Annotated in this window: 13 protein-coding genes; 3 read left to right on the plus strand and 10 right to left on the minus strand. The window is 29.7% G+C overall.

Annotation, left to right across the window (positions count from 1 at the left end; translation table 11 throughout):
* The first annotated feature begins 260 nt into the window (after positions 1–260).
* Positions 261–1,673, plus strand: coding sequence for a DUF1593 domain-containing protein (locus BMX34_RS03025; protein WP_200793405.1), 1,413 nt, complete (start codon positions 261–263; stop codon positions 1,671–1,673).
* Between the two features lie 38 nt (positions 1,674–1,711).
* The gene (locus tag BMX34_RS09950; protein WP_327077508.1) at positions 1,712–1,816 is read left to right on the plus strand and encodes a hypothetical protein; all 105 of its coding nucleotides are present in this window, start codon (positions 1,712–1,714) and stop codon (positions 1,814–1,816) included.
* A gap of 161 nt (positions 1,817–1,977) precedes the next feature.
* On the opposite strand, the gene xylB is transcribed toward BMX34_RS09950, so the two are convergent.
* The 10 genes from xylB to BMX34_RS03075 form a co-directional block, all read right to left on the minus strand.
* Positions 1,978–3,429, minus strand: coding sequence for a xylulokinase (gene xylB, locus BMX34_RS03030; protein ID WP_159428830.1), 1,452 nt, complete (start codon positions 3,427–3,429; stop codon positions 1,978–1,980).
* A 29-nt stretch (positions 3,430–3,458) separates the two neighbouring features.
* Positions 3,459–3,983 carry a D-lyxose/D-mannose family sugar isomerase gene (locus BMX34_RS03035; RefSeq protein WP_092570655.1) on the minus strand — a complete coding sequence of 175 codons (525 nt, stop codon included), beginning with the start codon at positions 3,981–3,983 and terminating at the stop codon, positions 3,459–3,461.
* Between the two features lies 1 nt (position 3,984).
* On the minus strand, positions 3,985–5,079 hold the full coding sequence (locus BMX34_RS03040; RefSeq protein WP_092570657.1) for a PTS fructose transporter subunit IIC: 1,095 nt from the start codon (positions 5,077–5,079) through the stop codon (positions 3,985–3,987).
* Between the two features lie 18 nt (positions 5,080–5,097).
* A complete protein-coding gene (locus BMX34_RS03045; RefSeq protein WP_092570659.1) occupies positions 5,098–5,409 on the minus strand; it encodes a PTS fructose transporter subunit IIB in 312 nt (103 codons plus the stop codon).
* On the minus strand, positions 5,410–6,288 hold the full coding sequence (locus BMX34_RS03050) for a ketose-bisphosphate aldolase (protein WP_092570661.1): 879 nt from the start codon (positions 6,286–6,288) through the stop codon (positions 5,410–5,412).
* 1 nt (position 6,289) lies between these two features.
* The gene (locus BMX34_RS03055; RefSeq protein ID WP_092570664.1) at positions 6,290–6,757 is read right to left on the minus strand and encodes a PTS sugar transporter subunit IIA; all 468 of its coding nucleotides are present in this window, start codon (positions 6,755–6,757) and stop codon (positions 6,290–6,292) included.
* Positions 6,744–8,249 carry a BglG family transcription antiterminator gene (locus tag BMX34_RS03060; protein WP_092570666.1) on the minus strand — a complete coding sequence of 502 codons (1,506 nt, stop codon included), beginning with the start codon at positions 8,247–8,249 and terminating at the stop codon, positions 6,744–6,746. The genes BMX34_RS03055 and BMX34_RS03060 overlap by 14 nt, the downstream gene beginning before the upstream one ends.
* Positions 8,250–8,546: 297 nt before the next feature.
* Positions 8,547–9,743 carry an N-acetylglucosamine-6-phosphate deacetylase gene (gene nagA, locus BMX34_RS03065; protein WP_092570669.1) on the minus strand — a complete coding sequence of 399 codons (1,197 nt, stop codon included), beginning with the start codon at positions 9,741–9,743 and terminating at the stop codon, positions 8,547–8,549.
* Between the two features lie 33 nt (positions 9,744–9,776).
* The gene (locus BMX34_RS03070; protein WP_092570671.1) at positions 9,777–11,150 is read right to left on the minus strand and encodes a class-II fumarase/aspartase family protein; all 1,374 of its coding nucleotides are present in this window, start codon (positions 11,148–11,150) and stop codon (positions 9,777–9,779) included.
* Between the two features lie 21 nt (positions 11,151–11,171).
* A complete protein-coding gene (locus BMX34_RS03075; RefSeq protein WP_092570673.1) occupies positions 11,172–12,752 on the minus strand; it encodes a PTS transporter subunit EIIC in 1,581 nt (526 codons plus the stop codon).
* A gap of 891 nt (positions 12,753–13,643) precedes the next feature.
* Between BMX34_RS03075 and BMX34_RS03085 the strand changes: the two genes are divergently transcribed.
* Positions 13,644–13,872: transposase (locus BMX34_RS03085; protein ID WP_200793406.1), on the plus strand; the 229-nt coding region annotated here is incomplete at its 3' end.

Consider the following 13,872-nt stretch of genomic DNA (forward strand, 5'->3'; position numbering starts at 1 on the left):
TCCGAGAATTGTCTTAAATAGTAGTATTAATAACAATTATTTTGATTTACACAGATCCTATCAACTTAGTTTTACACGATAAAAATTATTGATAAACAAACGCTTACATGATAATATTATTAGGAGTTAGGATTGTAACCTCACGGGCAAAACCTAAACAGACACACTGATGAATGTGTCTGTTTAGGTTTTTTTTGTTTGAAAGGAGGAAATTAATATATTGGTTACTTTCGAACTACAAATTCTTGGGAGGTAAACACATGTTTAAAAAATTTACTTTTTTGTTTTCAATATTATTATTACTTACTATGAATATGACCTCTAATATATATGCTATGTCAGATTCATCAAACGATAAATACCGTACTGTAATCACCACTGACGGTGAAGTTGATGATATGAACTCTATGATTAGATTTTTATACTATGCAAATGAAGTAAAACTAGAAGGCATTATTTTAACTAGCTCTGTTTTTCATTATGCCGGAGATAGCGAAAAAGGGATTGAACCGTTTAGATGGACCGGTACAGATTGGATTGAAAAAATGATAGATGCCTATGAAGAAATTCAACCCAATCTAATTAAACATGCCAACGGCTATCCTAGCCCACAGGAATTAAGAAATATAATAAAGATAGGGAACATCAAGAATGAAGGAGACATGTCAGAAGAAACGGAAGGATCAAAATTTTTAGAAGAGCTTTTCTTAAATTCTAAAGATACTAGTCCTCTATATGTTCAAACCTGGGGTGGAACAAATACAACAGCTAGGGCATTAAAATCTATTGAGGAAAAATATAAAGATAGTGACGAATGGCCACAAATTCAACAAATGATTTATGATAAATTAGTTTTATATATTATTCTTGATCAAGATAAAAGTTATGCTGACTATATTGCTGTTAATTGGCCGGAATTGAAAGTCATCAAGGATACATCAAATTTTTGGCATTTTGCCTACGCTTGGCAAACTAATTCTCCAGAACTAAATAAAACTTTAAAGGCAAATTGGCAAAAAGAATACATTCTTAATGATAATGGTCCTTTAATGGATTTATATGCTTCTATGGGTGATGGCAAATGGATAGAAGGAGAGTTGCCTGAAGAACAGAGAGGTTCTGATGAGTATCTGCAAAACAATCCTGATTTTAAAAAATATGATTTTATATCTGAAGGAGATTCTCCATCCTTCTTCTTCCTAATTCAAAATGGACTAAACGATGTAAATAATCCTGAATTTGGTGGATGGGGAGGAAGATTTACTAAACTGAATCATAACTTATTACAAAATCAAGTCGTAGATTATAATCCTTATTCTAATCAATATGAAGCTTCTTATACACTTTCTCGGTGGTTTGACGATATACAAGAAGATTTTGCTGCAAGAATAGCATGGGGATTAGCAGAAAATTTTTCTGATGCTAATCACTATCCTGAGTTATATATAAAAGAAGGTACAGAATTATCTGCTAAACCTGGAGAAAAGATTACTTTAACTATGGATGCTAACGACCCAGATAATGATGAATTAAATTACACTTGGTGGAGATATTTCGAAGCAGATACATATAATGAGTCTGAAGTCAGAACAGAACCAACTACTTTAAAAGACGGTGACTTCCAACTTGATATCACACGACCTCTAGAAAAAATAAAATTCAAGATTCAATAACTCTAGAAAGTATTAATACCGCATCAACTTTTTTTACTATTCCAAAAGATGCTAAATCCGGTGATACAATTCATATTATTGCTGAAGTAAAAGATCAAGCTAAAAAATCATTAAAAAATATCAAAGAATTATTATTACTGTAGAATAATTTAGTTATAGTCTTGTATTGAGATAATAATCAAACACCCCTCCCTCCTCTCGCTTTGTTTTGCTCATGTGGCCGTTCTGTCCTTTCGGGCTCCACCTGGACACTCGCAAACCATTCGCTTCGAGGAGGGAGGGGTGTTAAATTTTACGTTAAAAATTATTTTATTCTTATCTTTGAATAGACTTTTTTATAAGCTATGAATTTTTCTCGATAATATTTTCTCCTATTTTCATTTGGATAGAATATTTTTTCAACTTTTATTAATTTTTCAAAAGATTCTTCAAAACTATCATATATTCCTGCACCTATAGCAGCAATGATTAAAGCTCCTAGTGCCGCACCTTCTTCATTCTGTAATTTAATAATTGGTTTTTCAAAAATATCGGCTTGCATTTGAAGCCAAAATTCATTTTTGGCTCCTCCACCAACTGATATAACATTTTCAATTTTTCTAATATTATTAATATTAAAAGCATCTTTTATTGAAAATATAATTCCTTCTAAGACTGCGATTAATAAATCATATCGAGTAGAATTAATATCTAATTCTAGAAAGGCACCTCTTACATCACTGTCGGCATGAGGCATTCTTTCTCCATTTAGATAAGGAGCAAAAACTATTGAATTATTATATTTATATTTTTCAAGTTTTTGAAATATTTCATCATATTTTTCATTATGAAAAGCAATATTTTTGAACCAATTTAGAGAAGCCCCTGCTGATAGTGTCACACCCATTTTATAATAAGTATCTGGTATTACATGGTTAAAAATATGAACATCTTCATTGTTGGAATTATCTATATTGGCAACTGATAACAGAACTCCAGAAGTACCTATGCTTAGCATACTTTGACTTTCATTTTTTATGCCAATACCTAATGCAGAACACGCATTATCAGCGCCGCCCATGTATATTTTTATATTCTTTGAAAAATGGAAGAGAACTTTAAACTCTTTATTTAAAAAACCAGCAAATGAAAGCGATGAAATTATATTGGGTAACTTATCTTTTCCTATATTAAATTCATTTAGTAATTCTGATGACCATTGTTTAGAATCTATATCCATCATCAATGTCCCCGCTGCGTCAGAGGGTTCTGTGACAAATTTTTTTGTTAGATAATATATCATAAAGTCTTTAGGTAATAAAATTTTATCAACTTTTTCCCAGATTTCTGGCTCATTATTTTGTATCCATAATATTTTTGGCAATGTAAATCCTTCGACAGCTTTATTTAAAGTAATCTTTTTTACGTTATTAATAGAATTTAACAAAATAGTTTCTTCAGTCGTTCTAACATCGTTCCAAAGGATTGCAGGTCTTAAAATATTATCAAATTTATCTAATAAAACTAAAGTATGCATTTGTCCTGAAAAACTAATAGCTTCTAACTCAGAATTAAAATCGTTTAATTTATTAGAATAATATTCAAAAATGTTTTTTAATCCATTAATCCAATCATTTGGATTTTGTTCGCTAAAACCTTTCTTTGGATGAAAAGTCTTATAGGGTGAACTATAATTATCTATCGATCCATCTTTACTATTTAAGAGCAACCCTTTGATAGACCCTGTGCCAATATCAATTCCTAAAACATATGACAATTTAAAACCTCCTAAAAATCCATAAACTATTATATCCTTTTAATGTTTGGATCCGTGAAGATATCGCTCGCATCATCAGAATTTGATGAAAATTCAGAGATAACAGCTCCATCCTTTCCAGCTTTAAACCAATGCTTTGTATTAGGCATAATAGTGTATTGTTCACCTGGGTTCAGCTCTATGCAATTCTTGACTGTATAATATTCTCTACTTTCTGCTGGGGGATTAATATTTTTACAACTTTCATTGCCTTGAATATCGTTATCATCGACAAATAAAAAAACTTTACCTTTTCGACATCTGAATGTTTCTTGTTTTCCTTCCATATCGACTCGGTCTGGGTGAAGATGTTCTGGACATGTTTGATTACTCAATAGAACCATTTCTTTTGCACAATATCTCTTATTATTCTCATAAACAATAAGATTCAATCCTTCAACTTCAATGTTATTTAATCCAAAATCAGCGAACTCAATATTTCCAAGTTCTTTATTAGTAAATGTCATACCAGAAGATTTAAATTGTTCGATAACTTTTTCTTTATATGTTTCCATTTTATACCTCCGTAATTTTTATTTCATCCCAGGAAACATCGACCTCTTCTTCTTCATTTATAATTTCCAATTCATTTGGATTCTTTTTCGGTAACAAAAGTATTACTGCTATTGCATGCACTAATGTACCTATTAGAAGCGCTCCTAAAAACGCTAAAGGTTTAGTCATCGTAATCATTGCAATCATTCCTGATGCTGGAACGTGACTATCCGCTCCCCATAACATACTCAGACCACCCGCTACTGCTCCAGCTATACCGGTAGCTAGCATATGAACAGGTAAATTCTTAAGAACTATTGGGAACACACCTTCTGTTATTTGCACAATTCCCATAGGAAAAGCGGTTTTTAATGTCTCAATATCTTGCTTATCAAAAACATTCTTGTTAACTAATTTTCCAAGAAAATATGCAGCAGTTAATCCAAATGGTGTAATCATCGATACTAGAATTAAAACGGTTATTGGTTCGTAAACCCCTTCGGAGAATAATGCGAAAACAAAGGCAAATACTGTCTTATTAATAGCACTACCATAATCAATTGATGCTAAAATACCAATAATAGCTCCATAAACAAATAATGAATTACGGTCTAAATTACCTAAAAAATTCATTATCATGTCTGTAAACCAATTTATAGGAGATCCAATTATATAAAACATAATTAATCCAGCTATTAAAGAACAAAAGGTAGGAATTATCATTGTGGGCATCAGACCTTGCATCCAAGAAGGTACTTTTACTTTTTCAATAAATAGTGCAGTAATGTATCCGGCAAGAAAACCGGAGATAACGCCTCCTAAAAAACCTGTATTTATTCCTTGAGCCACAAAACCAACAATTAATCCAGGAGCTATACCAGGCTTGTCTGCTATTGAATATGAGATAGCCGTAGCAACAATCATCGGTAATGCCCCCAAACCATATCCGCCCATTGTTGTCATTATATCAGCAAGACTGAAACCCTCAGAAAAGTTTTCAATACTACTTCCACCTAAAATATTTCCGAAAGCAAGTAACATTCCTGATCCAACTACTATAGGCAAGAAAAACGAAATTCCTGTCATTATATGTTTCTTTATTTCAATCTTTTTCATATTTAAACGCCTTTCTTTTTACTTATTAATTAAATTCTCCATTTTTTCGATTAAATTTTTTGGAGATTTAACTGCTAGACTAGTTGGTACTTCAATTATTTTTTTCCCTTTGAATCTTTCTTTACCATTAATTTTTATATCAGCAGCGATTAATACTACATCTGCATTTTTTATTGCATCTTCTGATAGTTTATCCTGACTACCAGAAAGGCCTTGTGTTTCAATACTTATGTAATGCCCAAGCGCTTCAGCTGCTTTTACTAATTTTTCTTTAGCAATATATGTATGAGCTATTCCCGCTGTACAAGCAGCTACCCCTACAATTTTCATTTAATCACCCTCATAATATAGTTTTGCTTTATTATTAGATTTAAACAGTTTTATTTTTTCCATAGCAACTTTTTTGGTTGATTCCATACAAGGTGGAAACATTAAGTTTGGTTCTCGGTACTCTTTACCATTGCTATTTAATACCTCTTTTAAAGTTTCTAAAAATGCAATTTTAATATCGCTTGAGATATTAATTTTATTAATTCCCATTGTTACCGCTTGGGCAATTTCTTTATCCGGGTTACTAGAACCTCCATGTAAAACTAAAGGCAAATTAACTTCATTTCTTATCTCTTGTAAAATATCTAATCTTAACTTAGGTTTAACATTTTTTGGATAAATTCCGTGTGCAGTTCCAATTGCGACTGCCAAACTATCTACATTTGTTCTATCCACAAACTCTTTTGCTACGATCGGATCTGTATAAATAATTTCGCTCACGCCACCTTCAATACTATCTCCCGTATCTCCAATTGTTCCTAATTCTGCTTCAACTGAAACACCAGTAGAGTGTGCTGCTTCCACAACTTTTGAAGTAATTTTTATATTATCTTCAAAATCCAAATGAGAAGCATCAATCATTACTGAAGTAAACCCAAGATTTATTGCATGTATTATTTGAGCAAAAGATGCACCATGATCTAAATGAATACAAACGGGAATTTTTGTATGGTTTGCAAAATATTTAACTTGTGACACAAAACTATCTTTTAAAAAACTTAATTCATCAGGATGAATGGCAATCATCACAGGTGATTGTAATTCTTCACATGCTTGCATAACAGCATCCAATAACTGGCCAGATCCTGCATTAAAAGCTGGAACAGCAAAATTATTTTCTTTTGCTACATTCAAAATTTCTTTTCCAGTAATTAACATTCTATAACTCCTTACCTATAAATAAATTGTGAATTTTGTTTTTGTCATCAACAAATTTTAACTTATCAATAAAATCGTCATCTGCCAATTTAATAGCAACTTGTTGAAGTAATTTGACGTGTACAGTATTTTTATCATTATCTTTTACAGCAAACATAATAATTACTTTAATCAATTCATCATCCAGTGATTCCCATTCAATTGCATTTTTCAATTGAAGTACCGCAACTGATGTTTTTAAGACAGCCTTCGATTTTCCATGAGGAATAGCAATACCTTTTCCAATGCCAGTCACCCCCTCCTTTTCTCGTTTATATATATCATTTATAAAAACATCTTTATTAGAAATAATATTTTTTTCGAACAACTTATTTGTTAATTCTTTAATAACCTCATCTTTGTTTTTACTCATAGAATTTATAATAATTAAATTTTTATTTATAACTTTATCTAATTCAAGTGTTTTCATTAAAATCCTCCTTCAAGTAATATTTCAAAGTTTCTATATCTTTATTATTTAAAATTGGACTAATCATTAAAATAGGTTTATCAATATTTTTTAGTTCAACATTGATAGTTGTTAGTATTAAATCAAAATTATCTTTATATTTGTTCAAATTTTTTCTTAAAACACGGGCACTAACCGTGTCCACTATCTCAATTTCTGGAATATTCTTTTCTATATTTATTTTTAGTAATTCAGATGTTCCTATTCCAGTCGAACATACCAAGATAACTCTTGTTTGTTCATTATATTTTATTTTATATTTTTCAAAATATATGGTTATATATCCAATCTCATTATCAGTAATATGTAAAAGTAAAGGTATTTTTTCTTTTAAAACTTCGAAAATATCTTTTAAAGCTTTAAACGAGCTTTTATAATTTTTTTTAATTTCTAACAGTAAACTGTTATCAATATCAATTCCCATTTCTAATCTTGTTAGCATAGGGATAATATGATTATATAGGTCTACATATAAATTATTATAGTAAGCTAATTCATTGCTATTCTTTAAGCGATACATAGAAAATATGAGACTTTTACAAATATAATCAGCTTTTCTTTCTATATCTGTATGTAGCGTTATTTTTTTTACTATAGAATTATTTGCGCCAACTGAAATAATATTTTGAAATAAAAAATAACTTTCTAAAGAACTTATTTTTAAATTTAGATAAGATTCTATATTTTTTACTATGAACTTGGATAAATTATAAACAGCTTGATTGTTCTTTATTAGCTTCTTTTCTTCATTATCTAATGGTTCTTGAAACGTTAATAAATCAACATAGCCCGATCTATACCTTTCAATTATCATAAACAAATGAGTTATAATATTTACATCGTAGGGATAAGTTATTGTTAATTTCATTTTATCTTCTATAATATTAATTTGATTAAAAATAAATTTTTCATCAAATACATTGTCATTAGGGTTATATCCGTTCATAATTGAATTTCTGTTCAGCATTAGAATATATTTTCTTAAAAGTTTCCTGATATCATTTTCTTGTCCATTTAAATATATATTTTTGTTCTTTATTTTTAACCTAATATCAAATTTTGATAGCTCGCTCTCAAACTCTTGGACCATCCGATTCAGAGTTGATTCACTCAGAAATTCACTGGGAAATATTTCATCAATCTTCATGTTGTTAGGATAAAAAGTCAGTAATTTTATTTTGTTTTGCAAAATATTAGTGTCCTCATTATTTTGAGTATAAACTGGTAGAATCTTTTTATCTATGAAAAAAGAGTTCAAAACATAACCTTTTCCAGGCTCACTTAATATCAATTGATTATTATACAGTCGTAATGACAATTCATTTATTTTTTTTATAAGTCTATAAATAGTTTTATTAGATACCCCCAGTTTCTTGGATATATTGCTTACTGGAATGAAATTGGAATAATCTAACTGATTTATAACACTAAATTCTTTAAAACTTAATTCCATTCCTTTAATCCTCCTTACAGATTTATTTTACAACAAAATAAATCGCTTACATTTCTATTTATGTCTATAGCAATGGACATAATAGTTTCTAAAACAAATCTATGATGTTTAGACCTTTTCCTAGTTAGCCATAATGACAAAAAAATCCTTTCTCGATTTTGAATTACGATCTTGCACACCTTATCTAATAAGAGGATTAAGCAAGTCGATAAATCATTTTCTTCAAAGAGAAAGGAAATTTTCATTTTATATACATTCTACATATCAAATTATTATCTAAATTTTTATTTCATTTGATCATATGGTATTTGTATATATTAATTGACCATTAATATATGTCGCTTTAAGATTTATATCTTTTGTTAAAATTGTAAAATCAGCATCTTTACCAATATCTATTTTTCCTTTATTTTCTAAATTCAAGTACCTAGCAGGATTTAAAGAAGTGACTTTCCCAATCTCCTCCCAAGTCATTTTCGTGTATTTCACCATATTTCTTACAGAATCAATATAAGACATTTCTAATTTTCTTACATCATCATAGTTATCTATATTATACTTCTTCTCAAGACCAGTATTAACATTCTGTTCTATGATAAGATTGTCTTGTGGAATAAACCAAATTCCTCTCTTAGCATGAAAATAAGCTTTATTTTGTCTTGCATGACCTAAACAATCAGTACTATGGATTATTTTATCCGCAGTTTTTATCCTATATGCTATATCAAATGCCTCATGGTTAACAGTAATTCCTGTTTGTTTAGCAAATTCACAATATAAATCTGCATCATATAAAGCTGCACCAACTGTACCTAAATTTCTATGATGTAAGCCTGACATTGCCCCATACATGTGAGTTACTCCGTTAACCCCCCATTTTTTTGATTCAATTATTTGTTCAAATGTAGCATCAGTATGTCCTGCAGATACTTGTATATTCTTTTCACGGCAATACTCTATTAATTCTTGAGCATTTTCTAATTCTGGTGCAATTGTGATTAACCTAATTTGATTTGGTTCCACACATTTATTTTCAAATTTTTTAAAAAGTTTTAAATTCGGTTTTATACAAAATTCTTTACTCTGAGCTCCTGATTTTTCAGGATTAATAAATGGTCCTTCTAAATGTATTCCTAATATTTCTGCCCCTACTTCATTTTTTTCAATAACTTTATTTATTATATCAATCGTCTGATATATATCATCAACACTTCCTGTTGTTGTCGTTGGTAGAAAACTTGTAACTCCTTCTTTAGGTAGGTCTCTTACCATCATTATCAGGCTTTCCGGAGATTTATTAAAAAATAACGACCCTCTCCCCCATCCGTGGACATGTTGGTCTATAAAACCAGGCAAAATATATTCATCTTTATAATTTACATATGAACCATTGAATTCATTTAAGATATTTATTATTTTTCCTTTTTCTATAATTATATATCCGGAAATCATACCTTCATTATGTAAAATATTATCCGAATAAATTACTTTCATTTTTTCTTCATACCTCCTATTTATCGGCGCATTTTATAAATCTGATTGCAGAAGTAAAAGCTCTTTGGATTTTTTCTTAGCACGTTCTGCACTTTCTAACGCTATTTCCTCACTTATTCCAGTATAATTTTCAACTTTAATTAATTCTAAGATGTAGTTATCACTTTCATCTTTTAATTGTGGCTCTTGTCTTAACAAATCAAATAAATTTTTATCTTCAAATTTTACCTTCATTGCAATTTGATACATCATGGAATGCGCTTTATCTTTTCCAACTTTTTTTGCTAGATCCATCATTATGTATTCTAAATTCATAAGTCCACTATCAATTAATGCATTACTATACATTTTTTGCTTATCTACTACAAGCCCCTCCGTTAAAGGAACAGATCTAATCAACACCTCGTTCATTAAATCTAATACTTCATCTAGCAATCCATCAAATAATAGATATTGTGATGAATCTCCCTCAAAAACTCTAACATTTGAATAAAATCCAGGCTCTAAAAGAGAATATAATTTCGAAGCATTTGAAATAATACCTTTAGCTAATTTAGGATTTATTTTATGTGGCATAGTAGAAGAACCCATGGTTCCTTTTTTAAAAGGTTCGAACAATTCTCCCATTTCTTCAAGACCACCATAATATATTTCTTCAGCAATTTTATGAAGGACATTTGCAATTTGACTTATAGCATAAATATATTCTAATTTATGTACATTAATATTTCGAGAAGGAATCAACATTTCTTTCATTCCCAGTTGCTTAGCAACTAAATGTTGAATTTTTTTCCCATTAACTGGCATGGAATTAAATGCTCCAATAGCTCCTCCCATCATAACTTGATAAATTCTATCTTCAGCATCTTCTAATATTTCTATAGCTTCCATTAATTCATATATCCAAACACCCACCTTAAAACCGAAGGTTATTGGGATAGCATGTTTTGCGTGAGTACGTCCTGGCATTACTGTATCTTTATTATTTTCAGCTAAATTAGACAAATTAGATAAGATTAATCCCAATTTTTTCTTAAATTCTATTGTTATATTTTTTAATATATATAATTGGCTAGTTTGTTGAATATTTTGAGTAGTAGCCCCATAGTGTACAAATTTTCCAGCAAAATTACCACATGCTTTTGAAAAGACTTTTACAAAGGGCAGAAATCCATGTCCAATTTCCTTTTTTATGTCTTCCATTTCATTTAAATCAAGATACTTTATATTTGCTTTTTGATTAATAATACTTGCTGCTTCCTTAGGGATCATTCCAACCTCTGCTTGCGCATTAGCTAATGCGGCTTCAACCTTCAACCAAGTTTTTATCTTTATATTCTCATCAAAATATTTTTCTAAATTTTTATCTTTATAAGTTATCGAACTAGAATCATAATAGGCTCTCATATTCTTTCCTTTCATTCATAATTATTTTTCATCAAGTAAATCATCAACCGCGTTTCTTACAAATTCTACATGGGGGCCAAAAACAACATGAATATGTTTTTCACTTGGAAAGAAAATCCCTGTGCATCCAGATTTTCTTAAGTGTTCTTTATCAACTTTTTTAGGATCATTTAAATCTATTCTCAATCTTGAAATACAATTTTCAACACTTTGAATATTTGTTCTTCCACCTAGTCCTTCTATGGTAATTCTCGCCATTTCTTTATAATTTCTGCTCTTTAATAATTCACTCGAAGATTCTGATAAATCAAATTTCTCTCTTCCTGGTGTCTCTAAATCCCATTTTTTAATAAAGTATTTAAAAGCATAATAAAATACTATAAAATTAACAATTCCTAATATTATTAACTGAATCCAGTGGGTATTTTCGTACATAAGTCCAAATATACCAAAATCAAAAATTGTCCCTCGAATGTATCCAATAGATATGTTCAGAAATGAGATCGGTATTGTCATTATAAAACTTAACAATAGATATATTCCAAATAGTTGAGGAGCAATAAATAAGAATGTAAATTCAAGTGGTTCAGTAATATTTCCTAAAAAGGCTGTCATTACACATGTGATAATAACTGCTTTAGCAATTTTTTTGTTTTTAGCATTTGCTGTATGATACATTGCTAGTCCAATAGCTGGAAATCTGAAAAGAGTTGTTAACATTTGAGGAACTGCAATATATCCAGTTAATTTAGGCATTAATTGATCCCAGTATGGACTATTCGGTCCAAGATTAAAAAGCACTTCATTTAGGGCATTTAGCACCCCAATATAATTCTGCCCGTTAATGTTATATATACCGCCTACTTCTGTAAATCTTACGGTTGAGGATAACACGTGGTGAAGGCCGAAGGGTATTAGTGCCCTATTTAATGTGTAATAGGTAGCATGACCAAAAGTTTTATTTAAAAAAATAAAGGAAATACTCATTAGGAAATGATTAAGTATATTCCAAAAAACTGGAATAATTAATGCAATGGGAATAGTTAAAAGTGAAGTAATAATAGGAACTGACTTCTTACCGCCAAAAAAGGCAAAGGCAAGTGGAAACTCTACTTTATAAAATCTATCACAAACTTTTGCAGCTAATAAACCACTAATTATACCACCTAAAGATTCAATTTTTAATGTATCAATTCCTAAAACTTGACCTTGTCCAACTTGAGAAGCTATCTCGGGATCCGCCAAAGTGTCTGTTATTTGTAAATATACATTCATAGTAACGTTTAAGATGAGATAACTAGCTACTGCAGCAAATACTGCTAAACCTTTTTCTTTTTTTGCTACACCATTTGCTACTCCCATTGCAAACAACAAAGGTATATTGTTAAAAAGAATTTGTGAGATAGACTTTAGTGAAGATAAAATTGTTTGGACAATATTATTATCTAAAAAGGCCATTTTCTCAATCATGTAACTTTGAGTTAAAGCGTTAGCAATTCCCATAATCATACCAATAGGTGCTAGCAAAGCTATTGGTAATAATAATGATCTTCCAAAAGTCTGAATATTGTCTTTCAACCTTGATTTTCTGTTCTGACTCATACAAATACCCCTCTCTATTTTTGACAGCGCTATCATTTACTAATATAATACTTATTAAAATAGGCATAATAAAGGTCTTTTTTAGATTTTATTTTATAACTATATGTTACCCATTCGAAAGGATTTTTTATGATTTCATTAAAGATGATAAAAATAATTAAATTTATAACTAATAATCCATACTCTACTCTTTTTGACGTTGCTTCACATTTTGAAAATACTCCCCAACAAATTAGAAAAGATATAAATAAAATAAATTCTGTAATTTCAAAAGACAATCGAATTGAGATCAAAAATTCTTATATAAAAAGTAAGATTGATTACAAGACTTTTACTGATTTTACAAAAACTATTAATATAAACGAATATGTTAGTTCCATACAAGAAAGAATTGATCTAATTATAGTACTCAGTTACTTTCACAATTATTTAAGTTTAACTAAACTTTATAAAAATCTAGGTATATCTTTAACAACCAAAAAAATGATAGTCAAAAACTTGAATTTTTTTTACTCAAATATCAATTGCAATTATTTAGAAAAGAAAGATTGGGAATTCGAATAGTAGGATCTAGATTTAAATTCAGAATTTTAGTCTCAATGATTATATCTGGCACTTGTGATTTAGTGAATTCTAAACTTGAAAGAAGAAAAGCTAATTCTCCATTAGAAAACTATATTTATCAATCATTTCATCAACACATAAATGCATATCAAAATGAAATTGATTATTTAGTAGAAACAATACTAAACGAATTTGATAAAGACATTAGTTATTACTCAAAAAAATTGATAAAGTCCATATAATTGTGTAAAAGACAAAAGGCCATGTAGCAGCCCTTTTTACGGTACAATGTTTTTAACCACAAAAACATACCCAGGAGGACTTTACATGACCCAAGTACATTTTACACTGAACAGCGAAGAGGTTCAAAACATTATTGAACGATCAGTTAATGATGATGTTTCTAAAAAGATTTTAACTACTGTTTTCAACCAATTGATGGAAAATCAACGAACAGAATATATTCAAGCCGATGCGTATGAACGTTCAAAAAGTCGGCAAAGTCAAAGAAACGGCTATTATGAGCGAGAATTTACTACTCGGGTAGGAACACTGG

The sequence above is a fragment of the Ignavigranum ruoffiae genome, assembly GCF_900110675.1.
Classification (GTDB): domain Bacteria; phylum Bacillota; class Bacilli; order Lactobacillales; family Aerococcaceae; genus Ignavigranum; species Ignavigranum ruoffiae.

Excerpts from the sequence above, each read along its gene's own strand:
- BMX34_RS03025 (WP_200793405.1), top strand. The coding sequence starts at position 261 with ATGTTTAAAAAATTTACTTTTTTGTTTTCAATATTATTATTACTTACT.
- BMX34_RS03035 (WP_092570655.1), bottom strand. The coding sequence starts at position 3,983 with ATGGAAACATATAAAGAAAAAGTTATCGAACAATTTAAATCTTCTGGT.
- BMX34_RS03040 (WP_092570657.1), bottom strand. The coding sequence starts at position 5,079 with ATGAAAAAGATTGAAATAAAGAAACATATAATGACAGGAATTTCGTTT.
- BMX34_RS03045 (WP_092570659.1), bottom strand. The coding sequence starts at position 5,409 with ATGAAAATTGTAGGGGTAGCTGCTTGTACAGCGGGAATAGCTCATACA.
- BMX34_RS03050 (WP_092570661.1), bottom strand. The coding sequence starts at position 6,288 with ATGTTAATTACTGGAAAAGAAATTTTGAATGTAGCAAAAGAAAATAAT.
- BMX34_RS03055 (WP_092570664.1), bottom strand. The coding sequence starts at position 6,757 with ATGAAAACACTTGAATTAGATAAAGTTATAAATAAAAATTTAATTATT.
- BMX34_RS03060 (WP_092570666.1), bottom strand. The coding sequence starts at position 8,249 with ATGGAATTAAGTTTTAAAGAATTTAGTGTTATAAATCAGTTAGATTAT.
- nagA (WP_092570669.1), bottom strand. The coding sequence starts at position 9,743 with ATGAAAGTAATTTATTCGGATAATATTTTACATAATGAAGGTATGATT.
- BMX34_RS03070 (WP_092570671.1), bottom strand. The coding sequence starts at position 11,150 with ATGAGAGCCTATTATGATTCTAGTTCGATAACTTATAAAGATAAAAAT.
- BMX34_RS03075 (WP_092570673.1), bottom strand. The coding sequence starts at position 12,752 with ATGAGTCAGAACAGAAAATCAAGGTTGAAAGACAATATTCAGACTTTT.